Consider the following 23,407-nt stretch of genomic DNA (forward strand, 5'->3'; position numbering starts at 1 on the left):
TTATGTCGGCGACTCAAAATTACGGCACTGGCCGTCGCAAGACCGCAACCGCTCGCGTTTTCCTGCGTCCAGGTACCGGTAACATCTCCATCAACAACCGTTCTCTGGACGTGTTCTTCGGTCGTGAAACCGCGCGCATGGTAGTACGCCAGCCGCTGGAACTGACCGAGACCACCGAAAAGTTCGACATCTACGTCACCGTTATCGGTGGTGGTGTCAGCGGCCAGGCCGGTGCAATCCGTCACGGTATCACCCGTGCACTGATGGACTACGACGAAACCCTGCGTGGCGCTCTGCGCAAAGCTGGCTACGTCACCCGCGACGCCCGTGAAGTCGAGCGTAAGAAAGTGGGTCTGCGTAAAGCACGTAAGCGTCCTCAGTACTCCAAGCGTTAATTTCGCTTCGGCGTTCAAAAAAAGCCCGGTTCCTGGTGGAACCGGGCTTTTTTTATGTCTTGAATAACTATGCTGTTGTTTACTGTGACAACTTGCCGCATAGACGCAAGTCAAGAGTTACAAGGGATAGCGGGGTGGCACAAGGCTAATCACCTTGTCAGAGAAGGGTCTTTTCATTACCATGCGGCAAATTTTTAGCAGTTCAGAAATTACTTAGTAGATGCCTGTTGCAACAGGCCATAAAGCTGATGGGAGAGGACTGAATGAGCAATGACGGCGTCAATGCAGGCCGGCGTCGCTTCCTCGTAGCAGCCACGTCCGTGGTGGGTGCTGCAGGAGCGGTGGGGGCTGCGGTCCCGTTCGTAGGGTCATGGTTCCCCAGTGCCAAGGCGAAAGCCGCGGGTGCACCGGTGAAGGTCAATATCGCCAAGGTAGAGCCTGGTCAGCAGATGATTGCTGAGTGGCGCGGCCAACCGGTGTTCATCGTCCGTCGTACCGAGGAGATCCTCGGTAACCTCAAGAAGATCACCGGCGACCTCTCCGACCCAGAGTCCAAGGCTTCGGTTCAACCCACTTACGTCGATCCGTCGAACCGCTCGATCAAGCCGGAAATCCTCGTGCTGGTCGGCCTGTGCACCCACCTGGGCTGCTCGCCGACCTTCCGTCCGGAAGTGGCACCTGTCGACCTGGGTCCGAAGTGGGTCGGTGGCTACTTCTGCCCGTGCCACGGCTCCCACTACGACCTGGCTGGCCGCGTCTACAAATCCCAGCCGGCGCCGCTCAATCTGCCAGTGCCGCCGCACTCTTATGAGTCGGACGACATCATTGTCGTCGGCGTCGATCAGGAGAACGCGTGATGAGTAAGTTCATGGATTGGGTTGACGCCCGCTTCCCCGCGACCAAGATGTGGGAAGACCATCTCAGCAAGTATTACGCACCGAAGAACTTCAACTTCTTCTATTTCTTCGGCTCCCTGGCCCTGCTGGTCCTGGTCAACCAGATCGTCACCGGCGTGTGGCTGACCATGAGCTTCACCCCTTCGGCCGAAGAGGCGTTCGCCTCGGTCGAATACATCATGCGTGACGTCGAATACGGCTGGATCCTGCGCTACCTGCACTCCACCGGCGCCTCGGCGTTCTTCATCGTCGTCTACCTGCACATGTTCCGCGGCCTGCTGTACGGCTCGTACCAGAAGCCTCGCGAACTGGTCTGGGTGTTCGGCATGCTGATCTACCTGGCGCTGATGGCCGAAGCGTTCATGGGCTACCTGCTGCCATGGGGCCAGATGTCCTACTGGGGTGCCCAGGTGATCATCTCGCTGTTCGGCGCCATTCCGGTGATCGGCGACGACCTGACCCAGTGGATCCGCGGTGACTACCTGATCTCCGGCATCACCCTGAACCGCTTCTTCGCCCTGCACGTGGTGGCCCTGCCGATCGTCATTCTCGGCCTGGTGGTGCTGCATATCCTGGCGCTGCACGAAGTCGGTTCGAACAACCCGGACGGTGTCGACATCAAGAAGCACAAGGATGAGAACGGCGTGCCGCTGGACGGTATCGCGTTCCACCCTTACTACACCGTGAAGGATATCGTCGGCGTCGTCGTGTTCCTCTTCGTGTTCTGCGCCATCGTGTTTTTCTTCCCGGAAATGGGCGGTTACTTCCTGGAAAAACCGAACTTCGAACAGGCCAACGCCTTCAAGACCCCTGAGCACATTGCCCCGGTCTGGTACTTCACTCCGTTCTACGCGATCTTGCGCGCCGTTCCGGACAAGCTGCTCGGTGTAATTGCCATGGGCGCCGCGATCGCCGTGCTGTTCGTCCTGCCGTGGCTGGATCGCAGCCCGGTCAAGTCCATGCGCTACAAGGGCTGGATGAGCAAGGTCTGGCTGCTGGTGTTCTGCATCTCGTTCGTGATCCTCGGTGTGCTCGGCGTTCTGGCGCCTACCCCGGGCCGTACGCTGCTGTCGCAGGTATGCACCTTCCTGTATTTCGCCTACTTCCTTCTGATGCCGTTCTACACCCGGCTCGAGAAGACCAAACCGGTTCCGGAAAGGGTGACTGGCTGATGAAAAAGCTATTTGCAGTATTGATTCTGGCAGTGATGCCCGCGTTCACCTTCGCCGCCGAACACGGCCTGGAGCTGGACAAGGTCGATATCGACCTGACCGACAAGGCCGCCATGCAGGACGGCGCACGCACCTTCGCCAACTATTGCATGGGTTGCCATAGCGCCAAGTTCCAGCGTTACGAGCGCGTGGCTGACGACCTGGGCATTCCTCACGAGCTGATGCTCGAGAAGCTGGTGTTCACCGGCGCCAAGATTGGCGACCACATGAAGATCGGCATGAAGCCTGAAGATGCCAAGACCTGGTTCGGTGCTGCGCCGCCTGACCTGACCCTGGTTGCCCGGGTCCGTGGTACCGACTGGCTGTACAGCTACCTGCGTAGTTTCTATGAGGACAAGTCGCGTCCGTACGGGGTGAACAACAAGGTTTTCCCCAACGTCGGCATGCCTAACGTGCTGGTTGGCCTGCAGGGCAACCAGGTGATTGGCTGCAAGCAAGTGCAGACCGTGGTCGATGGCAAGAAGCAATACGACCCGCTGACCGGCTCGCCTTTGACTCATGAAGCATGCGACCAGCTGACCGTGGAGCCGAAATCCGGTACCCTGACGCCAGAGCAGTTCGACGAGAAGGTCAAGAACCTGGTGACCTTCCTGGCCTACTCGGCTAACCCGGTCAAACTGGAAAGCCAGCGCATCGGTACCTATGTGCTGCTGTATCTGGCCTTCTTCTTCGTATTCGCTTATCTGCTCAAGCGCGAATACTGGAAGGACGTGCACTGATCACGCAGTAGTTTCTGGTAGTTGAACGCGCCCTGGGGCGCCTCTGGAATCACAGGGGCGCTCGCAGGGCGCGTTTGCATTTGCAGCATTTATAAATTCATACGCGAGGAGGACCACTATGGGCGTGACCAACCGGTTAGCCTGCTACTCCGACCCCGCTGACCATTATTCTCATCGGGTGCGCATCGTTCTCGCCGAGAAGGGTGTCAGTGTCGAGATCATCAACGTCGATCCTGGTCGCCTTCCGCCCAAGCTGGTTGAAGTGAACCCCTATGGCAGCGTGCCAACCCTGGTCGATCGCGACCTGGCGTTGTACGAGTCGACCGTGGTGATGGAATACCTCGATGAACGTTACCCGCACCCGCCATTGTTGCCGGTGTATCCGGTGGCGCGGGCCAACAGTCGCCTGCTGATCCACCGTATCCAGCGCGACTGGTGTGCGCTGGTCGACCTGATACTCGACCCGCGCAGCAAGGAGCCGGCACGGGTACAGGCGCGCAAGGAGCTGCGCGAGAGCCTGACCGGAGTGTCGCCGTTGTTTGCCGACAAGCCTTGTTTCTTGAGTGAGGAGCAAAGTCTGGTCGATTGTTGTCTATTGCCCATACTCTGGCGTTTGCCGGTGTTGGGTATCGAACTGCCGCGGCCGGCCAAGCCGTTGCTCGACTACATGGAGCGACAGTTTGCCCGCGAAGCCTTCCAGGCAAGCCTGTCCGCTGCTGAACGTGAAATGCGCTAGGTTTTAAGGAGCTGTCGATGAACTCCAGTCGCCCCTATTTGGTACGTGCACTCTATGAGTGGATCGTGGACAACGACTGCACACCGCATATGCTGGTCAACGCCGAATACCCGGCCGTCCAGGTACCCCAGAGCTTCGCCAGTGACGGCCAGATCGTCCTCAACATCTCACCCAGTGCCGTACGTCACCTGCACATGGATAACGAGGCTGTGAGCTTCGAGGGCCGCTTTGGCGGCGTTGCTCACACCCTGTTCGTGCCTGCCGGTGCCATCCTCGGTATTTATGCCCGGGAAAACGGCCAGGGTATGGTCTTCGAACTCGAGCCGCCGCTGCTCGATGATGAAGATGAAGAAGACGACAGCGTCGAGCCGGATGACGACGGTCCGCCTGCCGGCGGCCAGCCGCCGCGGCCAAGCGGGCGTCCGAGCTTGAAGGTGGTCAAGTAACAAAAAAGGCGATCCGCATGGATCGCCTTTTTTGTGTCTGCCGGCCTGGATTACAGGTCGGTGATGGTGCGGACCTGGTCCTTGTTGACCTTGATCACCTTGCCATCGAGCTGCTTGAACTCGTAGAAGCCGGCTGCGCGGTCGTAGTGCGGCGCGTCGACTGCCTGGAATTCGCGGCCGTCGTTGAGGGTGATCTGGGTTGGGGTGGAGCAGCCGGCCAGGGTGGCGAAGGCGCCAATCAGCAAGGTTGGCAGCAGGCCGTTTTTCATGGGGACTTCCTAAGGATGGTTGGATCGCGGGGCGCTTGCCCCGCGATGGGTTTATCAGTCGATGTATTCGAACAGCTTGACGATCTTCTGCACGCCCGACACGCCCTGCACCAGGTTGGTGGCGCGCGAGGCTTCCTGCTGGGTCAGCAGGCCGAGCATGTAGACGATGCCGTTTTCGGTGATGACCTTGATGCGCGAACCGGGAATGTTGCTGTCGGTGAGCATCTGGGTCTTGATCTTGGTGGTCAGCCAGGCGTCGTTGTTGCGCGCCAGGATCGAGGAGGGCGGCAGCACCTGCAGCTCGTTATGCACCTTTTTCACCCGCTGGACCTGGCCGGCAGCCTGTTCGGCCAGGCCCTTGAGGTCGACGCGCGGGGTTTGCCCGGCGAGCAGGACGATGCCGTTGAAGCTGCTGACGACAATGTGCGAGTTCTTGTCCAGGTCAGGGCTGGCCTTGGCGACGTTCACCGCGACTTTGGTTTCGATCAGCGAGTCATCGATCTTGCTGCCGAAGGTGCGGGTGCCGCGGTCGTCCTCGATCGGCTTGTCGCGGGTGGCGGTGAGCACCGAGCTGCAACCGGTGAGGCTCAGGCACAGGGTCAGGGCCATCAGGCCGAGGCGGTTAGGGGTCATTCTTCACTCCCGAACAGTTGGCTGTCGATCAGGTCGCAGAGGCAGTGGATCGCCAGCAGGTGGACTTCCTGGATACGTGCGGTGACGTTGGCCGGTACGCGAATCTCGACGTCTTCAGGCAGCAGCAGCGAGGCCATGCCGCCGCCATCGCGCCCGGTCAGAGCTACGACAATCATTTCGCGATCATGTGCGGCCTGGATCGCCTGAATAATGTTCGCCGAGTTACCGCTGGTCGAAATCGCCAGCAGCACATCGCCGGGCTGGCCCAGGGCGCGGATCTGCTTGGAGAATATTTCGTTGTAGCTGTAGTCGTTGGCGATCGAGGTGATGGTCGAGCTGTCGGTGGTCAGGGCGATGGCCGGCAGGCTCGGGCGCTCACGCTCGAAGCGGTTGAGCAGTTCGGAAGAAAAGTGCTGGGCATCGCCGGCCGAGCCGCCGTTGCCGCAGGCAAGCATCTTGCCCTCGTTGAGCAGCGCATTGACCATGACCTGACTGGCTTGCTCGATGTGTGGTGCAAGGACTTCCATCGCCTGTTGCTTGGTGTTGATGCTGGCCTGAAAAAGCTGGCGAATTCGGGATTGCATGTCCATCAGTGTGACCTTAAGTAGGGCGGCTGGCCGGGCGCGTCGGGAGTATACAAAAAAGGTCCCGGCACATGACTGTGCAGCCCGTGAAGCAAAGAGCAAAAAAGTTGTAGGGGTAATGGCGCAGGGCAGTGGCGGGTTCAGCACTCGAAGGCATTTTTCAGCCAGTCCAGCGGTGGGCCCGAATGGCCTCTGCCTTGCAAGGCGATGACATCGAAACGGCAGGGGTGGTTGGCCCAGCGTGTTTCCTTTTGCAGAAAAGACTCGGCGGCTAGCACCAGTTTGTCCTGCTTGCGCCCGTCGATACTGGCGAGCGCACCGCCAAAATCCGCGTGCAGCCGGTAGCGGACTTCGACGAATACTACTGTATCGCTGTCGAGCATGACCAGATCAAGCTCGCCGCGTTTGCATCGCCAGTTCTGCACCAGCAGCCGCAGGCCTTGCCCTTGAAGGTATTCAAGGGCTTGCCGTTCGGCGGCCTGGCCGGCCTGTTGGCGCGAACTGTCGGGCATCAGCGTGGGGTGTCGGGCAGGCGTTTGATTTGGCCGCCGGTGAACTCGGCCCACGGCAGTTGCCGCTCGATGCGCTGGTTCTCGTTCATGCTCAGGCTGCCGGACAGGCCGTCAATGCGGTTTTCCGGCAGCGCGCGCAGCTGGCCCAGGCGTGGTGCCAGGCTGAAGGCGTCGATGCCCATGGCGTACAGGCGGCCGAGGCTGCCGGCCGCTTGTGGCCACTGACGTTCTACCTGCTGGCGCAACGGGTTGCCGCTGTCGAGCAGCCATGGAGTATCGCAAAAGCGCACGCCGGTGAGGTCGCGGTACTGGTTGACGTCGCCGCTGGCGCTGTAAACGTGCGAGGTGGCATACACCGGTACGTCGCCAGCGTACTGGAAGTTCAGGGTCGGCTTGATCTGCTGGCCTTGCTGCGGGGTGGCGGCAAGGAAGATGAAGTCGATGTCCTGGCGGCGCGACGGCTGGGCCGATACGGCGCCGCCGACGGTGCTTTGCAGGCTCTTGGCGCGGCCTTCGCTCTGGCGCAGCTGGAACAGCTCGGCGATCTGCTGGGCCAGGGCTACCGGCTGGTCGATGTGCTGGGCGGCCAGCAGGCTGCCACCGTTGGCTTCCCAGTCCTGGCGGAAGGCCTTGAGCACGCGGTCGCCCCATTCGCCTTTCGGCACCAGGGCGACGGCGCGCACCATGCCGTCGGCGCGGGCGCGGCGCGACACTTCACGGGCTTCGTCTTCGGCGGCGAGGCCGAACTGATACAGCTGCTCCGGGCCTTTCTGGCCGGCGTCGCTGTAGTTCAGGGCGAGGGTGGTGATCGGCAATTGCGGGTAGGCGGCGAGCTTTTTCACCAGCGGTTTTTCCAGCGGGCCAACCACCAGTTGCACGCCAGAGGCCTGGGCCTGGCGGTAGAAGTCGTCCAGCGAGGTCAGTCGCGAGCTGTCGAAGACTTCGATGGTCGGCGGCTTCTGGCCGGCTTGCTGGGCCTGGAAGTGCGCGGCCATGAAACCGTCACGCAGGGCGCGGGCAACGCCGGCCAGCTGGCCTTCCTGTGGCAGCAGCAGGGCGATTTTGGTCAGCGGCTGGCTGGTCAGCTCCATCAGCTTGATCAGCGACGGTGGCAGCTGGGCGGCGGCCGGGTGATCGGCGTGCTGGGCGCGCCAGGCGTCGATGGCGGCTTGTTGCTGCTCGACGGTGCCGGCGCCTTTTACCGCCAGGGCCAGGCTGGCCCAGCCGGCCATGGTGTCGGTGCCGCTGCTGAGGTTATTGAGCTGATCGCGCGGGGTGGCGGCCACCAGGTTCCAGATCGCGTCGTTGTTGGCGTTGGCAGCATCGCCCTTGAGCAGCGGCGTCAGTTGCGCGCGCTCCTGGGCGGCGGCCAGTGGCTGGCCGTTGGCTTCCAGCACTGCGGCATGCACGCTGCGGGTACGGATCTGTTGATCTTCCGGCAGCTCGTTGAGGCGCGCCAGGCTTGGGTGGCTCAAGGCGGTCAGGGCCATTTTCGGCTGGTTGCGGCTCATGGCCAGTTCTGCCGCCAGGGTGCTGGCGAAGATCTGCTGGGCCGGTTTGAGCTGCTCCAGCGGCACCTGCTCGAGGATGCGCGCGGCGCGGGCATTGTCCTTTTGCTTGTAGGCCAGGTCGGCGGCGCTCAGGCGCAACAGTGCAGCTTGCTCCGGCGTCTTGCTGGTGGTGGCCTGTTCAAGCAGTTGCTCGATGCTGGCATCCGGTGTGCGCGGCAGTTCGCCGAGGCTCGACGAGGGCGAGCTGGCGCAGGCTGCCAGCAGGGCGGCGAGGCAAAGGGCTGTGAACAGCCGCAGGCAAGCGATCATGTAAGGGTCCTGTTACTCGATCAAATTAACTGGCAATTGTACCCAAGCGCTGGCCGGGGCGCGATCTTGCTGGCGTTAATCCTTCAATATAGGTGCTGGAACGCCGCTTTGCGGCAATCCTGATTGCCCAATGTTGCCGACTCTCGGGCTACAATGGCGCTTTGATCATGACGACAGGTGTGTGCAGTGACTGATGTTCCAGGGGCTTCCCAATCCACTTCGGGCACGCTTTATGTGGTGGCCACACCGATCGGCAACCTGGATGACATGAGTGCCCGGGCACTGAAAATACTCAGTGATGTGGCGCTGATCGCCGCCGAAGACACCCGTCACTCCATTCGTCTGATGCAACACTTTGGTATCAACACGCCGCTGGCGGCCTGCCACGAGCACAACGAGCGTGATGAGGGCAGTCGTTTTATCACCCGTTTGCTGGCGGGCGACAATGTCGCGCTGATTTCCGACGCCGGTACGCCGCTGATTTCCGATCCTGGCTATCACCTGGTACGCCAGGCCCGCGCCGCCGGCATCGCCGTGGTGCCGGTGCCCGGTGCCTGCGCGCTGATCGCGGCGCTGTCGGCCGCTGGCCTGCCGTCGGACCGGTTCATCTTCGAAGGCTTCCTGCCAGCCAAGGCTGTAGGACGTCGCGCGCGCCTGAGTCAGGTAAAGGAAGAGCCGCGCACGTTGATCTTCTACGAAGCACCACACCGGATTCTCGAGTGCTTGCAGGACATGGAAGAGGTATTCGGTGGCGAGCGCCCGGCGTTGCTGGCCCGCGAGCTGACCAAAACCTTCGAGACCCTCAAGGGTTTGCCGCTGGCCGAGCTGCGCGCCTTCGTCGAGGCTGACAGCAATCAGCAGCGTGGCGAGTGTGTGGTGCTGGTGGCGGGCTATACCGCGCCGGAAGATGAGCAGGCGGTCAGCAGCGAGGCAATGCGTATTCTCGACCTGCTGCTGGCGGAAATGCCGCTCAAGCGCGCCGCTGCGCTGGCGGCGGAAATCACCGGGGTGCGCAAGAACCTGCTGTACCAGGCGGCACTGGAAAAACAGAAAGCCCACTGATGTTATAGTGCTATTATCAGTTTTATCGCTTGTTCTTGGCGCCCGCTACCGTTAACCTTTGCGGCGGAGAGTCGATTGGACAGTCGCTGCCTTCTATTGTTCCGCAATAGAGGGGGGAGGAAAGTCCGGGCTCCATAGGGCAGAGTGCCAGGTAATGCCTGGGGGGCGCGAGCCTACGGAAAGTGCCACAGAAAATAACCGCCTAAGCACTTCGGTGCCGGTAAGGGTGAAAAGGTGCGGTAAGAGCGCACCGCATGACTGGCAACAGTTCATGGCTAGGTAAACCCCACTCGGAGCAAGACCAAATAGGGTTCCATATGGCGCGGCCCGCGTTGGAACCGGGTAGGTTGCTAAAGGCGTCCAGTGATGGCCGTCGTAGAGGAATGACTGTCCTCGACAGAACCCGGCTTACAGATCGACTCTCCACCTCTTCCCCTCCTGCTTGAATCGATAGCAGATGCGTGCTGGTAATACCGAAAAAATCTTACTCTTAATAAATTACTTTAACTTCGCTCTCTATCCGTCTGAGTGGGTTTGAGTTTTTTCGTCAAAATCCCTTCCGAATTGTCCTTCTATCTTCTCTGTGCGCGCTAAATCTCCGATCTGTAAGGGATTTCCTTATAAGCGTGCCTTGACGGTGTGGTAGGCGGATTCCTATAGTGTGCGCAAGTGGCAGAAAGTGGCATGAAGTGGGTTTTCTGACACAAAAACGCTAACATTGTGGGGAATCGCAGCCGTGTTCCGCGGAGCCAACGCCATCAACCTCGACGCAAAGGGCCGTCTCGCAATGCCGAGCCGGTACCGTGACGAGCTCGATTCGCGTAGTTCCGGGCAGTTGATCGTGACCATCGATGCGGTTGATCCCTGTTTATGTGTGTACCCGCTCGATGAGTGGGAGCTGATTGAAGCCAAGTTGCGCGCCTTGCCGTCATTGCGTGAAGAGAACCGCCGCCTGCAGCGTTTGCTGATCGGCAACGCGGTGGATCTTGAGCTTGATGGCAGTGGGCGTTTCCTGGTGCCGCCGCGTTTGCGCGAGTACGCCAAGCTCGACAAGAAGGCAATGCTGGTGGGGCAACTGAACAAATTTCAGCTGTGGGACGAGGATGCCTGGAACGCGGTTTCGGCAGCCGACCTCGCAGCTATCCAACAACCGGGCGCCATGCCTGATGAACTGCGTGATTTGATCCTGTGACTATAGATAGCGGCTTTAACCACATCACCGTACTGCTTGACGAAGCCGTCGAGGCTCTCGCCGTACGCGCCGATGGCTGCTATCTGGATGGCACCTTCGGGCGCGGCGGGCATAGCCGGTTAGTCCTCAGCAAGCTCGGGCCGCAGGGCCGGCTGCTGGGTTTTGACAAGGACCCACAAGCGATTGCCACCGGGCAAGCGCTGGCGGCCGAAGACGGCCGCTTTGTCATTGTGCAGCGCAGTTTTGCCGAGCTGGGCGCCGAAGTTGCCGAGCGCGGCCTGGCCGGCAAGGTCAGCGGCATCCTGCTCGACCTGGGCGTCTCGTCGCCACAGCTGGACGATCCTGAGCGCGGCTTCAGCTTCCTCAACGACGGCCCGCTGGACATGCGCATGGACCCGACTCGCGGCGTCAGCGCTGCCGAGTTCATCGCCACTGCGCCGGAAGAAGAAATCGCCCGGGTGTTCAAGGAATACGGCGAAGAGCGCTTTGCCAAGCGCATGGCCCGTGCCGTGGTGCTGCGCCGTGAAGAAACTCCGTTTACCCGCACCGCTGACCTTGCCGAAGTGCTCAAGGTTGCCAACCCGGCCTGGGAAAAGGGCAAGAACCCGGCAACCCGTGCCTTCCAGGGCCTGCGCATCCACGTCAACAACGAACTCGGTGACCTTGAGGCCGGCCTTGAGGCTGCGCTCGAAGCGCTGGAAGTCGGCGGGCGCCTGGTGGTGATCAGCTTCCATTCGCTGGAAGACCGCATCGTCAAACTGTTCATGCGCAAGCTGGTCAAGGGTGAGGCCGACAACCTGCCGCGCAACCTGCCGGTCCAGCACAAGCACTTCGAGCCGAAGATCAAGGTCCACGGCAAGGCCCAGTTCGCTTCCGAAGCCGAGCTCAAGGCCAACCCACGTTCGCGTAGCGCGGTCATGCGCGTCGCCGAGAAACTGCGGTGAGCCGTTTGTTCGCCAAGCCTTTGCCAGGCGGAAGCTTCCTGATGCTTCTGCTGTTCATTGGCGTGCTCGTTTCTTCGGTGGCGGTGTCCTACAGCGCGCACTGGAACCGTCAGTTGCTCAACACCCTGTACGGCGAACTCAGCGAGCGCGACAAGGCCCAGGCCGAGTGGGGCCGACTGATTCTCGAGCAGAGCACCTGGACGGCCCACAGCCGTATCGAGAACCTTGCCAGCGAACAGCTGAAAATGCGTATTCCGGCCGCTGACGAAGTACGGATGGTGGCGCCATGATGAAACTTGAAGGCGCACTCTACCCATGGCGGTTCCGCGTGGTCATCGCCCTGCTGGCACTGATGGTCGGCGCGATTGCCTGGCGCATCATCGACCTGCAGGTGGTCGACCGTGACTTCCTCAAGGGCCAGGGCGATGCCCGCAGCCTGCGACATATTCCTATTCCTGCGCACCGCGGGCTGATCACCGACCGTAATGGCGAGCCGCTGGCCGTCAGTACCCCGGTGACCACCCTGTGGGCCAACCCGAAAGAAATGCAGGCTGCCAAGGACCGCTGGCCGGCCCTGGCTGCCGCGCTCAAGCAGAACCCGCAGCAACTGGCAGCGCGCCTGGAACAGCAGGCCAGCAAGGAGTTCATCTACCTGGTCCGCGGCCTGACCCCGGAGCAGGGCCAGGTGGTGCTCGATCTTAAAGTCCCCGGTGTCTATGGCATCGAGGAATTCCGTCGTTTCTACCCGGCCGGCGATGTCGCCGCGCACATGGTCGGCTTTACCGACCTCGACGACCATGGCCGCGAAGGCGTGGAGCTGGCCTACGATGAATGGCTGGCCGGCGTGCCCGGCAAGCGACAGGTGATCAAGGACCGGCGCGGCCGGCTGATCAAGGACATCCAGGTAACCAAAAACGCCAAGGCCGGAAAGACCTTGGCGTTGTCGATCGACCTGCGCCTGCAATACCTGGCCACCCGCGAGTTGCGCAACGCCATTGCCGAACAGGAAGCCAAGGCCGGCAGCCTGGTGATCCTCGACGTCAAGACCGGCGAAGTGCTGGCCATGGTCAACCAGCCGACCTACAACCCCAACAACCGTCGCAGCATGTTCCCGGCGGCCATGCGTAACCGGGCGATCATCGACGTGTTCGAGCCAGGTTCGACGGTCAAGCCGCTGTCCATGAGCGCGGCCCTGCAGAGCGGGCGCTGGAAGCCGACCGACAAGGTCGAGGTCTACCCGGGCACCCTGCAACTGGGCCGCTACACCATTCGCGACGTATCGCGCAGCGAAGGGCCGATCCTTGACCTGACCGGCATCCTGATCAACTCCAGTAACGTCGGCATGAGCAAGATCGCCTTCGATATCGGTGGCGAATCGATCTACCGGGTCATGTCCCAGCTGGGGCTTGGCCAGTACACCGGCCTGGGCTTCCCGGGCGAGCGCGTCGGCAACCTGCCCAACCACCGCGAGTGGCGCAAGGCCGAGACCGCGACCCTGTCCTACGGCTACGGCCTGTCGGTGACCGCGCTGCAACTGGTGCATGCCTACGCCGCGCTGGCCAACGACGGCAAGATGGTGCCGCTGAGCATCCTCAAGGTCGACAAGGCGCCGGAGTCTACCCAGGTCGTGCCCAAGGAAGTCGCCGAGACCATCCAGGGCATGGTCCAGCAGGTTATCGAGGCGCCGCGCGGGGTGTTCCGCGCCCAGGTGCCGTTCTACCACGTGGGTGGCAAGTCGGGCACCGCGCGTAAAGCCACTATCGGTTCCAAGGGTTACACCGAGAACTCGTACCGTTCGCTGTTCGCCGGCTTCGGGCCGATGAGCGACCCGCGCTATGCCGTGGTCGTGGTCATCGATGAGCCGAGCAAGGGCGGCTACTTCGGTGGCCTGGTATCGGCGCCGGTGTTCAGCAAAGTCATGTCCGGCACCCTGCGCCTGATGAACATTCCGCCGGACAACCTGCCGCCGGCAACACCTACGCAGCAAGTCAACGCTGCACCGGTCAAGGGAGGACGCGGTTGATGACAATGCCATTGAGCAAGCTTTTTACCCAGGCCAGCCGCGATCCGTCGATCCGCGAACTGACCCTGGACAGCCGCAACGTGCGCCCGGGCGACCTGTTCCTGGCGGTGCCGGGTACGCGCATGGATGGCCGTGAACACATTGCCGACGCGCTCAAGCGCGGTGCGGCGGCGGTCGCCTATGAAGCCGAAGGCGCTACCGTGCTGCCGATCGCCGAGGTGCCGTTGATCCCGGTCAAGGGCCTGGCCGCGCAACTGTCGGACATCGCCGGGCGTTTCTACGGCGAGCCGAGCCGCCTGCTCGACCTGGTCGGCGTCACCGGCACCAACGGCAAGACCAGCGTCACCCAGCTGGTAGCTCAGGCGCTGGACCAGCTCGGCCAGCACTGTGGCCTGATCGGCACCCTCGGGACCGGTTTCTATGGCGCCCTGCAAAGCGGTCGTCTGACCACGCCGGACCCGATCGCCGTGCAGGCAACCCTGAGTGACCTGAAAAAGGCCGGGGCCAAGGCCGTGGCCATGGAAGTCTCTTCCCATGCCCTGGACCAGGGCCGGGTCGCGGCTCTGGCATTCGATATTGCGGTGATGACCAACCTGTCCCGTGATCACCTCGACTACCACGGCAGCATGCAGGCTTACGAAGACGCCAAGGCGCGCCTGTTCGCCTGGCCGAACCTGCGTTGCCGGGTGGTCAACCTCGATGACGATTTTGGCCGGCGCCTGGCAGCCGGGCAGGGCGAGTCGCGCCTGATCAGCTACAGCCTCCAGGATCCGGCCGCGTCGCTGTACTGCCGCGAAGCGCATTTCGATGATGATGGCGTGCGCGCCGTGATCGTCACCGCCCAGGGTGAGCACGCGCTGCGCAGCCGCCTGCTCGGGCGCTTCAACCTGAGCAACATGCTCGCGGCGGTCGGCACCTTGCTGGCGCTGGATTACCCGCTGGACGAAATTCTCAAGGTCACCCCGGCGCTGGAAGGCCCGGTCGGGCGCATGCAGCGCCTGGGCGGCGGCAGCAAGCCGCTGGTGGTGGTCGATTACGCGCATACCCCCGATGCCCTGGAGCAGGTGCTGCAAGCGTTGCGCCCGCACGCCAAGGGCCAGTTGCTGTGCCTGTTCGGTTGCGGCGGCGATCGCGATCGCGGCAAGCGGCCGCTGATGGCCGAAGTTGCCGAGCGCCTGGCTGACCGCGTGCTGGTTACCGACGACAACCCGCGCACTGAAGACCCGCAGCAGATCTTCGCCGACATCCGCCCGGGTTTTGCCCAGGCCGATGCGGTCGAATTCGTTGCCGGCCGCGGTGACGCCATCGCTCAGCTGATTGCCAGCGCCGGCGTTGACGATGTCATCGTCCTGGCCGGCAAGGGGCATGAGGACTATCAGGAAATCAACGGCGAGCGCCACGACTTCTCCGACCTGGTTGAAGCCGAGAAGGCCCTGGCCGTGTGGGAGGCTGCCCATGCTTAAGCCATTGTCCCTCAGCCAGCTGGCGGCGCCGCTCAACGGCCGCCTGCACGGTCAGGATGCAACCTTCAATGGCGTCAGCATCGACAGCCGTGCCATCACCGCCGGGCAGCTTTTCGTTGCCCTGGCCGGGCCGCGTTTTGACGGCCATGATTACTTGAACGACGTTGCTGGCAAAGGCGCGGTCGCCGCCCTGGTGCAGCGCGAAGTGCCGGGCAGCAGCCTGGCGCAGTTGGTGGTTGCCGATACCCGCCTGGCCCTGGGCCAGCTCGGCGCGTTGAACCGCGCCGCTTTCGACAAGCCGGTCGCCGCCATTACCGGCTCCAGCGGCAAGACCACGGTCAAGGAGATGCTTGCCAGCATCCTGCGCACCCGTGGCCCGGTGCTGGCCACCCGTGGCAACCTCAACAACGATTTTGGCGCACCGCTGACCCTGCTCGAACTGGCTCCGGAACACACCGCGGCGGTGATCGAGCTGGGCGCCTCGCGCATCGGCGAAATTGCCTACACCGTCGGCCTGACCAAGCCACAGGTCGCGTTGATCAACAATGCCGGAACTGCTCATGTCGGCGAGTTCGGCGGGCCAGAGAAGATTGTCGAAGCCAAGGGCGAGATCCTCGAAGGTCTGGGTCAGGATGGCGTGGCCGTATTGAACCTTGATGACAAGGCCTTCGCCATCTGGAAAAAGCGCGCCGGCAATCGCCCGCTGCTGACCTTCGCCCTGAACAACGCCGACGCCGATTTCCACGCTGCCAACATCGCCCACGACCCGCGCGGTTGCCCGTCGTTCGACCTGCACAGCCCGCTGGGCGTGGCGCGGGTCCAGCTCAACCTGCTGGGCACCCACAACGTGGCCAACGCACTGGCGGCCGCGGCTGCCGCGCATGCCTTTGGTCTGACCCTGGACGGTATCGTCCAGGGCCTCAATGCCGTGCAACCGGTCAAGGGCCGCACTGTGGTGCAGATGACGGCCAACGGTGTGCGGGTGATTGATGACACTTACAACGCAAACCCCACCTCGATGTGCGCTGCCGTTGATATACTCGCCGGCTTTTCCGGCCGCACCGTCCTGGTGCTCGGGGATATCGGCGAATTGGGCCAGTGGGCTGAGGAAGGGCATCGGCAGGTAGGCGAGTACGCCAAAGACAAGGTTTCGGCACTCTATGCGGTGGGCACCAACATGGCCCACGCGGTAGCTGCGTTCGGCACCAATGCCCGACATTTCGCTAATCAAGCTGACCTGATCGACGCCGTTCGCGCCGCCGAACAGGCCACCAACACCACTATTTTGATCAAGGGTTCGCGCAGCGCTGCGATGGAGAACGTCGTGGCGGCTTTGTGCGGTTCCAGCGGGGAGAAACATTAATGCTGCTGCTGCTGGCTGAGTATCTGCAACAGTTCTACAAAGGCTTCGCGGTCTTTCAGTACCTGTCCCTGCGCGGGATTCTGGGTGTACTGACCGCGTTGTCGCTGGCCCTGTGGCTGGGCCCATGGATGATTCGTACCCTGCAGATTCGCCAGATCGGTCAAGCCGTTCGTAACGACGGCCCGCAATCGCACCTGTCCAAATCCGGCACCCCGACCATGGGTGGCGCACTGATCCTGTCGGCCATCGGCATCAGCACCCTGCTGTGGGCCGACCTGACCAACCGTTATGTCTGGGTGGTGCTGATCGTCACCCTGCTGTTCGGCGCTATCGGCTGGGTCGATGACTACCGCAAGGTGATCGAGAAGAACTCGCGCGGCCTGCCGAGTCGCTGGAAGTATTTCTGGCAGTCGGTGTTCGGCCTGGGCGCGGCGATCTTCCTTTACATGACCGCGCCGACCAGCGTCGAAACCACCCTGATCGTGCCGATGCTCAAGGATGTCACCATCCCGTTGGGTATCGGTTTCGTCGTCCTGACCTACTTCGTCATCGTTGGCTCCAGCAACGCGGTGAACCTCACCGACGGCCTCGATGGCCTGGCGATCATGCCAACAGTCATGGTCGGCGGCGCCCTGGGCATCTTCTGCTACCTGTCGGGTAACGTGAAATTCGCTGAATACCTGCTGATCCCTTATGTACCGGGCGCAGGCGAACTGATCGTGTTCTGTGGCGCGCTGATCGGTGCCGGCCTGGGCTTTTTGTGGTTCAACACCTATCCGGCCCAGGTGTTCATGGGCGACGTCGGTGCCCTGGCACTGGGCGCCGCACTGGGCACGATCGCGGTGATCGTGCGCCAGGAAATCGTCCTGTTCATCATGGGCGGTGTGTTCGTCATGGAGACCCTGTCGGTGGTGATTCAGGTGGCCTCCTTCAAGTTGACCGGCAAGCGCGTGTTCCGCATGGCGCCGATCCACCACCACTTTGAACTCAAGGGTTGGCCCGAGCCTCGGGTGATCGTCCGCTTCTGGATCATCACCGTGATTCTGGTGCTGATCGGCCTTGCCACCCTGAAACTGAGGTAGAAACGCGTGTCCTTGATCGCTTCTGACCACTTCCGCATCGTTGTCGGCCTCGGCAAGAGCGGCATGTCCCTGGTTCGCTTCCTGGCGAACCGGGGCATTGCCTTTGCGGTTGCCGACACCCGTGACAACCCGCCGGAACTGGACACCCTGCGCCGTGATTTCCCGCAGGTGGAAGTGCGCTGTGGCGAGCTGGACGTCGAGTTTCTCTGCCGCGCCGACGAGCTGTATGTCAGCCCCGGCCTGGCCCTTGCCACCCCGGCCCTGCAACAGGCCGCTGCCCGCGGCGTGAAGCTGTCGGGCGATATCGAACTGTTCGCCCGCAACGCCAAGGCGCCGATCATTGCCATCAGCGGCTCCAACGCCAAAAGCACCGTCACCACCCTGGTTGGCGAAATGGCCGCCGCGGCAGGCAAACGTGTGGCGGTCGGCGGCAACCTCGGTACCCCGGCGCTGGATTTGCTCAGCGACGACGTCGAGCTGTACGTGATGGAGCTGTCGAGCTTTCAGTTGGAGACCACCGACCAGCTCAACGCCGAAGTGGCCACCGTGCTCAACGTCAGCGAAGACCACATGGACCGCTACAGCGGCCTGCCGGCCTATCATCTGGCCAAGCACCGGATCTTCCGTGGTGCGCGCCAGGTGGTGGTCAACCGCCAGGATGCCCTGAGCCGGCCTCTGTTGTCTGAAGGCCAACCGGTATGGACCTTTGGTCTGAACGCCCCCGACTTCAAAGCCTTCGGTCTGCGCGAAGAGAGCGGCGAGAAGTACCTGGCGTTCGAATTCCAGAATCTGATGCCGGTGCGCGAGCTGAAGATTCGCGGCGCCCACAACCAGTCCAACGCCCTGGCGGCCCTGGCCCTGGGCCATGCGGTCGGTTTGCCGATGGACGCCATGCTCTCCAGCCTGCGCACCTTCGCAGGCCTTGCCCACCGTTGCCAGTGGATCCGCGAGCGTAACGGCGTGAACTGGTATGACGACTCCAAGGCGACCAACGTCGGTGCCGCCCTGGCGGCGATCGAAGGCCTGGGCGCCGATATCGACGGCAAGCTGGTGCTGGTCGCCGGCGGCGATGGCAAAGGTGCCGACTTCAGCGCCCTGCGCGCACCGGTTGCAGCCAACTGCCGCGCCGTTGTGCTGCTTGGCCGCGATGCCGAGCGCCTGGCGCAAGCCCTGGGCGACGACGTGCCGCAGATCCGGGTGAACACCCTCGATGAAGCCGTGCAGCAATGCGCCGAACTGGCCCAGCCTGGCGATGCCGTGCTGTTGTCGCCGGCCTGCGCGAGCCTGGACATGTTCAAAAACTTCGAAGAGCGTGGGCGCCTGTTCGCCCAGGCCGCAGGAGGGCTGGCATGATCTTCGGCATCATCAAGCCTTATCCATCGCCGCTGATCAGCGGTCGCGGCATCGACCTCGATTTCGCCATGCTCGCCGGTTGCCTGGCGCTGCTCGGCCTCGGCCTGGTGATGATCACCTCGGCGTCCTCGGAAGTCGCCGCGGCGCAGTCGGGCAACCCGCTGTATCACATGTTTCGCCACCTGGTGTACGTGGCCATCGGCGTCTTTGCCTGCATCGTCACCATGATGGTGCCGATCGCCACCTGGCAGAAGATGGGCTTCACCATGCTGGTCGGCGCCTTCGGCCTGCTGGTGCTGGTACTGGTGCCGGGCATCGGCCGCGAAGTGAACGGCTCGATGCGCTGGATCGGCTTCAGCTTCTTCAACGTCCAGCCCTCGGAAATCGCCAAGGTCTTCGTGGTCATTTACCTGGCCGGTTACCTGGTGCGTCGCCAGCAGGAAGTGCGCGAAAGCTGGATGGGCTTCTTCAAGCCGTTCATCGTGCTGTTGCCAATGGCCGGCCTGCTGCTGATGGAGCCGGACTTCGGTGCCACGGTGGTCATGATGGGCGCGGCGGCAGCGATGCTGTTCCTTGGTGGCGTCGGTCTGTTCCGTTTCAGCTTGATGGTGGTGCTGGCGGTGGCGGCGGTGTTCATCCTGGTCCAGGCCCAGCCCTACCGGATGGCACGTTTGATTACCTTTACCGACCCCTGGTCGGATCAGTTCGGCTCCGGCTACCAGCTGACCCAGGCGCTGATCGCCTTCGGTCGCGGCGAGTGGCTGGGTGTCGGCCTGGGCAACAGCGTGCAGAAGCAGTTCTACCTGCCCGAAGCGCACACCGACTTCGTCTTCTCGGTGCTTGCCGAAGAACTGGGCGTGGTCGGCTCGCTGGTCACCGTGGCGCTGTTTGTGTTTGTCACTGTGCGCGCGCTGTACATCGGCCTGTGGGCTGAAAAAGCCAAGCAGTTCTTTGCCGCCTACATGGCTTTCGGCCTGGCCTTCCTGTGGATTGGTCAGTTCCTGATCAACATCGGCGTGAACGTCGGCCTGCTGCCGACCAAGGGCCTGACCCTGCCGTTCCTCAGTTACGGCGGTAGCTCGCTGGTGATCTGCTGCGCCTGCGTCGGCTTGCTGCTGCGGATCGAGTGGGAGAGCCGCACGCACCTGGGCAGTGAAGAACACGAATTCGATGAAAGCGATTTTGCCGAGGAGCCGAATCATGGCCGCTAACGGCAAGAACGTATTGATCATGGCCGGCGGCACCGGGGGCCACGTGTTCCCGGCGCTGGCCTGCGCCCGTGAGTTCCAGGCGCGCGGCTTCAGCGTGCACTGGCTGGGCACCCCTCGCGGTATCGAGAACGAGCTGGTGCCCCAGGCAGGCCTGCAATTGCACCTGATCCAGGTCACCGGCCTGCGCGGCAAGAGCAAGCTGTCGTTGCTCAAGGCGCCGTTCACCCTGGTCAAGGCGGTGCTGCAGGCGCGGCGGATCATTCGTCAGCTCAAGCCGGTGTGCGTGGTCGGCTTCGGTGGCTACGTGACCGGCCCCGGTGGCGTAGCCGCCAAGCTCTGCGGCGTGCCGGTGGTGATTCACGAGCAGAACGCCCGCGCCGGTACCGCCAATCGGCTGCTGGTGCCCTTGGCTGGCCGAGTCTGCGAAGCTTTCCCCGACACCTTCGCGGCGTCGGACAAACTGCGCACCACCGGAAACCCGGTGCGCAGCGAACTGTTCATGGAAACCCTGCGCGAGCCCCTGGGCGCGCGCAGGCCTCGCTTGCTGGTACTCGGCGGAAGCCTGGGTGCCGAACCGCTGAACAAGCTGCTGCCCCAGGCCCTGGCCCAGGTGCCTCAGGAGATTCGTCCCGAGGTGTTCCACCAGGCTGGCAAGCAGCACGACCAGATTACCGCCGAGCGTTATCGCCAGGCGGGTGTCGAGGCTCAGGTAGAGCCGTTCATCAAGGACATGGCCCATGCCTATGGCTGGGCTGATCTGGTGGTCTGCCGCGCGGGTGCGCTGACTGTCAGCGAGCTGGCTGCGGCCGGCTTGCCCTCGATGCTGGTGCCCTTGCCCCATGCCATCGACGACCACCAGACCCACAACGCCCATTATCTGGCCCGTGAAGGCGCTGCCTTCCTGATGCCACAAGCGACAACTGGCGCAGCGCAACTCGCTGAACGCCTGAACGAGGTGCTGATGCAACCGGAAAAACTCACCACCATGGCCGCCACTGCCCGGCGCCTGGCCAAGCCCGCTGCCACCCGCACCGTGGTCGATATCTGTCTGGAGGTGGCCCATGGTTGAGAATCAAAAAGCCATGCCACAACCGGAAATGCGCCGTATCCGTCGCATCCACTTCGTCGGTATCGGCGGCGTGGGCATGTGCGGTATTGCCGAAGTGCTGCTGAACCTGGGTTACCAGGTGTCGGGCTCCGACCTCAAGACCTCGCCGGTCACCGAGCGTCTGGAATCCTTCGGTGCGCAGATCTTCATCGGTCACCGTGCCGAGAACGCCGCCAGCGCCGATGTGCTGGTGGTCTCGAGCGCCATCAACACCGCCAACCCGGAAGTCGCCACCGCCCTTGAGCGGCGCATTCCGGTGGTGCCGCGGGCCGAGATGCTCGCCGAGCTGATGCGTTACCGCCACGGCATCGCCGTTGCCGGTACCCATGGCAAGACCACCACCACCAGCCTGCTGGCCTCGGTGTTCGCCGCCGGTGGCCTGGACCCGACCTTCGTCATCGGTGGCCGCCTCAATGCAGCCGGCACCAATGCCCAGCTCGGCACCAGCCGCTACCTGATCGCCGAAGCCGATGAAAGCGACGCCAGCTTCCTGCACCTGCAGCCGCTGGTGGCGGTGGTCACCAACATCGACGCCGACCATATGGCGACCTACGAAGGCGACTTCAACAAACTGAAGAAAACCTTCGTCGAGTTCCTCCACAACCTGCCGTTCTACGGGCTGGCGGTGATGTGCCTGGACGATCCGGTGGTGCGCGAGATCCTCCCGCAGGTCAAGCGTCCGGCGGTCACCTATGGCTTCAGCGAAGAAGCCGACGTGCGTGCGATCAGTGTCCGCCAGTCGGGCATGCAGACCCACTTCACCGTGCTGCGCCGCGATCGCGAGCCGCTGGACGTGTCGGTCAACATGCCGGGCAATCACAACGTGCTCAACGCCCTGGCGACCATCGCCATTGCCACCGACGAGGGCATCAGCGATGAAGCCATTGTCCAGGGCCTTTCGGGGTTCCAGGGGGTAGGGCGGCGCTTCCAGGTCTACGGCGAACTGCCGGTAGAGGGCGGCAGCGTGATGCTGGTCGACGACTACGGCCACCACCCGACCGAAGTCGCGGCGGTGATCAAGGCCGTGCGCGGTGGCTGGCCTGAGCGGCGCCTGGTGATGGTTTACCAGCCGCACCGTTACAGCCGCACCCGCGACCTCTACGACGATTTCGTCCAGGTCCTGGCCGACGCCAACGTACTGTTGCTGATGGAAGTCTATCCGGCCGGCGAAGAGCCGATCCCCGGTGCCGACAGCCGTCAGCTGTGCCACAGCATCCGCCAGCGCGGCCAGCTCGACCCGATCTACATCGAGCGCGGCATCGAGCTGGCGCCGCTGGTCAAGCCGCTGCTGCGCGCTGGCGACATCCTGCTGTGCCAGGGTGCCGGTGACATCGGTGGCCTGGCCCCGCAATTACTCAAGAGTCCGTTGTTCGCTGGTGCTGTTGCCAGTCAGGGGAAGTCGAAATGACTGATAACGCATACGCCACTTTGCACTCGACCATCGACCCGAAAGCCTTCGGCCGCGTTGCCGTGCTGTACGGCGGCAAGAGCGCCGAGCGCGAGGTTTCGCTGAAATCCGGCGCCGCAGTCATCCAGGCGCTGACCAGCGCCGGTGTCGACGTGGTCGCCATCGATGTCGGTGACGATCTGCTGCAGCGCCTGCTGAGCGAGAAGATCGACCGCGCCTTCATCATCCTCCACGGCCGTGGCGGTGAAGACGGCAGCATGCAGGGCTTGCTGGAGTGCCTGGGCATCCCTTATACCGGCAGCGGCATCCTCGCTTCGGCACTGGCCATGGACAAGCTGCGGACCAAGCAGGTCTGGCACAGCCTGGGGATTCCGACCCCTCGTCACGCCGTGCTGAGCAGCGAAGCCGACTGTATTTCTGCAGGTGCGGAACTGGGCTTCCCTTTGATCGTCAAACCGGCCCATGAAGGTTCCAGTATCGGTATGGCGAAAGTGCAGGGTGTCGACGAATTGATCGCCGCCTGGAAGGACGCCGCTACCTACGATTCGCAAGTGTTGGTCGAACAATGGATTCATGGTCCGGAGTTCACCGTCGCGACCCTGCGTGGCCAGGTGTTGCCGCCGATTGCCCTGGGCACGCCGCACACCTTCTATGACTACGACGCCAAGTACATTGCCAACGATACCCAGTACCGCATCCCGTGCGGCCTGGACGCGGCCAAGGAACAAGAGCTGATCGACCTGACTGCCCGTGCCTGCGACGCCATCGGCATCGCCGGCTGGGGCCGCCTGGACGTGATGCAGGACGAGCAGGGGCGTTTCTGGCTGCTCGAGGTCAACACCGCACCAGGCATGACTGATCACAGCCTGGTCCCGATGGCGGCACGCGCGGCCGGCCTGGACTTCCAGCAGTTGGTGCTGGCGATCCTGGCGGCAAGCGCCCCGGCGCGAGGTTAA

Annotated in this window: 24 protein-coding genes and 1 other RNA gene; 20 read left to right on the forward strand and 5 right to left on the reverse strand. The window is 62.8% G+C overall.

Annotation, left to right across the window (positions count from 1 at the left end; all coding sequences use genetic code 11):
• The first annotated feature begins 2 nt into the window (after positions 1–2).
• From rpsI to JYG36_RS05520, 6 genes are all read left to right on the forward strand, one after another.
• Entirely contained in the window at positions 3–395 is a 393-nt protein-coding gene (rpsI, locus tag JYG36_RS05495) for a 30S ribosomal protein S9 (RefSeq protein ID WP_038998850.1), read from the forward strand.
• Positions 396–658: 263 nt separating this feature from the next.
• Positions 659–1,252 carry a ubiquinol-cytochrome c reductase iron-sulfur subunit gene (gene petA, locus JYG36_RS05500; RefSeq protein WP_010220763.1) on the forward strand — a complete coding sequence of 198 codons (594 nt, stop codon included), beginning with the start codon at positions 659–661 and terminating at the stop codon, positions 1,250–1,252.
• Positions 1,252–2,463: a cytochrome b gene (locus JYG36_RS05505; protein ID WP_045197292.1), complete on the forward strand. Its 1,212-nt coding sequence runs from the start codon at positions 1,252–1,254 to the stop codon at positions 2,461–2,463. The genes petA and JYG36_RS05505 overlap by 1 nt, the downstream gene beginning before the upstream one ends.
• Complete coding sequence (locus JYG36_RS05510) at positions 2,463–3,242, forward strand: cytochrome c1 (RefSeq protein ID WP_010220765.1); 780 nt, start codon at positions 2,463–2,465, stop codon at positions 3,240–3,242. The genes JYG36_RS05505 and JYG36_RS05510 overlap by 1 nt, the downstream gene beginning before the upstream one ends.
• 118 nt (positions 3,243–3,360) lie before the next feature.
• Positions 3,361–3,978, forward strand: a complete 618-nt coding sequence (locus JYG36_RS05515) for a glutathione S-transferase N-terminal domain-containing protein (protein ID WP_010220766.1) — start codon at positions 3,361–3,363, stop codon at positions 3,976–3,978.
• Positions 3,979–3,995: 17 nt separating this feature from the next.
• Complete coding sequence (locus tag JYG36_RS05520) at positions 3,996–4,424, forward strand: ClpXP protease specificity-enhancing factor (protein WP_045197293.1); 429 nt, start codon at positions 3,996–3,998, stop codon at positions 4,422–4,424.
• 50 nt (positions 4,425–4,474) lie between these two features.
• On the opposite strand, the gene JYG36_RS05525 is transcribed toward JYG36_RS05520, so the two are convergent.
• The 5 genes from JYG36_RS05525 to JYG36_RS05545 all read right to left on the reverse strand — a co-directional run bounded on the left by JYG36_RS05525 (position 4,475) and on the right by JYG36_RS05545 (position 8,242).
• Complete coding sequence (locus JYG36_RS05525; protein WP_045197295.1) at positions 4,475–4,693, reverse strand: YgdI/YgdR family lipoprotein; 219 nt, start codon at positions 4,691–4,693, stop codon at positions 4,475–4,477.
• A gap of 54 nt (positions 4,694–4,747) precedes the next feature.
• A complete protein-coding gene (locus JYG36_RS05530) occupies positions 4,748–5,326 on the reverse strand; it encodes a BON domain-containing protein (RefSeq protein WP_093379804.1) in 579 nt (192 codons plus the stop codon).
• Positions 5,323–5,916 (reverse strand): phosphoheptose isomerase, encoded by a 594-nt coding sequence (locus JYG36_RS05535; protein WP_026001179.1) that lies wholly within the window; start codon positions 5,914–5,916, stop codon positions 5,323–5,325. The genes JYG36_RS05530 and JYG36_RS05535 overlap by 4 nt, the downstream gene beginning before the upstream one ends.
• Before the next feature lie 134 nt (positions 5,917–6,050).
• The gene (locus tag JYG36_RS05540; RefSeq protein ID WP_213603331.1) at positions 6,051–6,422 is read right to left on the reverse strand and encodes a YraN family protein; all 372 of its coding nucleotides are present in this window, start codon (positions 6,420–6,422) and stop codon (positions 6,051–6,053) included.
• Positions 6,422–8,242 carry a penicillin-binding protein activator gene (locus tag JYG36_RS05545; protein WP_093379809.1) on the reverse strand — a complete coding sequence of 607 codons (1,821 nt, stop codon included), beginning with the start codon at positions 8,240–8,242 and terminating at the stop codon, positions 6,422–6,424. Before JYG36_RS05545 ends, JYG36_RS05540 begins: the two co-directional genes overlap by 1 nt.
• Before the next feature lie 186 nt (positions 8,243–8,428).
• Between JYG36_RS05545 and rsmI the strand changes: the two genes are divergently transcribed.
• The 14 genes from rsmI to JYG36_RS05615 all read left to right on the forward strand — a co-directional run bounded on the left by rsmI (position 8,429) and on the right by JYG36_RS05615 (position 23,407).
• On the forward strand, positions 8,429–9,304 hold the full coding sequence (gene rsmI / locus JYG36_RS05550; RefSeq protein WP_213603332.1) for a 16S rRNA (cytidine(1402)-2'-O)-methyltransferase: 876 nt from the start codon (positions 8,429–8,431) through the stop codon (positions 9,302–9,304).
• Between the two features lie 67 nt (positions 9,305–9,371).
• Positions 9,372–9,731, forward strand: an RNA gene (rnpB, locus tag JYG36_RS05555) — RNase P RNA component class A.
• Positions 9,732–10,040: 309 nt separating this feature from the next.
• Positions 10,041–10,496 carry a division/cell wall cluster transcriptional repressor MraZ gene (mraZ, locus tag JYG36_RS05560; protein WP_010220775.1) on the forward strand — a complete coding sequence of 152 codons (456 nt, stop codon included), beginning with the start codon at positions 10,041–10,043 and terminating at the stop codon, positions 10,494–10,496.
• Positions 10,493–11,440: a 16S rRNA (cytosine(1402)-N(4))-methyltransferase RsmH gene (rsmH, locus tag JYG36_RS05565; protein WP_371128635.1), complete on the forward strand. Its 948-nt coding sequence runs from the start codon at positions 10,493–10,495 to the stop codon at positions 11,438–11,440. Before mraZ ends, rsmH begins: the two co-directional genes overlap by 4 nt.
• A complete protein-coding gene (gene ftsL, locus JYG36_RS05570; RefSeq protein WP_045197313.1) occupies positions 11,437–11,730 on the forward strand; it encodes a cell division protein FtsL in 294 nt (97 codons plus the stop codon). Before rsmH ends, ftsL begins: the two co-directional genes overlap by 4 nt.
• Positions 11,730–13,463: a peptidoglycan D,D-transpeptidase FtsI family protein gene (locus JYG36_RS05575; RefSeq protein ID WP_176794319.1), complete on the forward strand. Its 1,734-nt coding sequence runs from the start codon at positions 11,730–11,732 to the stop codon at positions 13,461–13,463. Before ftsL ends, JYG36_RS05575 begins: the two co-directional genes overlap by 1 nt.
• The gene (locus JYG36_RS05580) at positions 13,463–14,926 is read left to right on the forward strand and encodes a UDP-N-acetylmuramoyl-L-alanyl-D-glutamate--2,6-diaminopimelate ligase (RefSeq protein ID WP_213603333.1); all 1,464 of its coding nucleotides are present in this window, start codon (positions 13,463–13,465) and stop codon (positions 14,924–14,926) included. Before JYG36_RS05575 ends, JYG36_RS05580 begins: the two co-directional genes overlap by 1 nt.
• The gene (locus tag JYG36_RS05585) at positions 14,919–16,289 is read left to right on the forward strand and encodes a UDP-N-acetylmuramoyl-tripeptide--D-alanyl-D-alanine ligase (protein ID WP_213603334.1); all 1,371 of its coding nucleotides are present in this window, start codon (positions 14,919–14,921) and stop codon (positions 16,287–16,289) included. The genes JYG36_RS05580 and JYG36_RS05585 overlap by 8 nt, the downstream gene beginning before the upstream one ends.
• On the forward strand, positions 16,289–17,371 hold the full coding sequence (gene mraY / locus JYG36_RS05590) for a phospho-N-acetylmuramoyl-pentapeptide-transferase (RefSeq protein WP_036996790.1): 1,083 nt from the start codon (positions 16,289–16,291) through the stop codon (positions 17,369–17,371). Before JYG36_RS05585 ends, mraY begins: the two co-directional genes overlap by 1 nt.
• Positions 17,372–17,377: 6 nt before the next feature.
• Entirely contained in the window at positions 17,378–18,724 is a 1,347-nt protein-coding gene (murD, locus tag JYG36_RS05595; protein ID WP_045197331.1) for a UDP-N-acetylmuramoyl-L-alanine--D-glutamate ligase, read from the forward strand.
• Positions 18,721–19,935, forward strand: a complete 1,215-nt coding sequence (gene ftsW / locus JYG36_RS05600) for a putative lipid II flippase FtsW (protein WP_045197333.1) — start codon at positions 18,721–18,723, stop codon at positions 19,933–19,935. The genes murD and ftsW overlap by 4 nt, the downstream gene beginning before the upstream one ends.
• Positions 19,925–21,004 carry an undecaprenyldiphospho-muramoylpentapeptide beta-N-acetylglucosaminyltransferase gene (gene murG / locus JYG36_RS05605; protein ID WP_093379822.1) on the forward strand — a complete coding sequence of 360 codons (1,080 nt, stop codon included), beginning with the start codon at positions 19,925–19,927 and terminating at the stop codon, positions 21,002–21,004. Before ftsW ends, murG begins: the two co-directional genes overlap by 11 nt.
• Positions 20,997–22,451 carry a UDP-N-acetylmuramate--L-alanine ligase gene (murC, locus tag JYG36_RS05610; RefSeq protein ID WP_213603335.1) on the forward strand — a complete coding sequence of 485 codons (1,455 nt, stop codon included), beginning with the start codon at positions 20,997–20,999 and terminating at the stop codon, positions 22,449–22,451. The genes murG and murC overlap by 8 nt, the downstream gene beginning before the upstream one ends.
• Positions 22,448–23,407 carry a D-alanine--D-alanine ligase gene (locus JYG36_RS05615; protein WP_093379827.1) on the forward strand — a complete coding sequence of 320 codons (960 nt, stop codon included), beginning with the start codon at positions 22,448–22,450 and terminating at the stop codon, positions 23,405–23,407. Before murC ends, JYG36_RS05615 begins: the two co-directional genes overlap by 4 nt.

The sequence above is a fragment of the Pseudomonas sp. SORT22 genome, from assembly GCF_018417635.1.
Taxonomy (GTDB): Bacteria; Pseudomonadota; Gammaproteobacteria; order Pseudomonadales; family Pseudomonadaceae; genus Aquipseudomonas.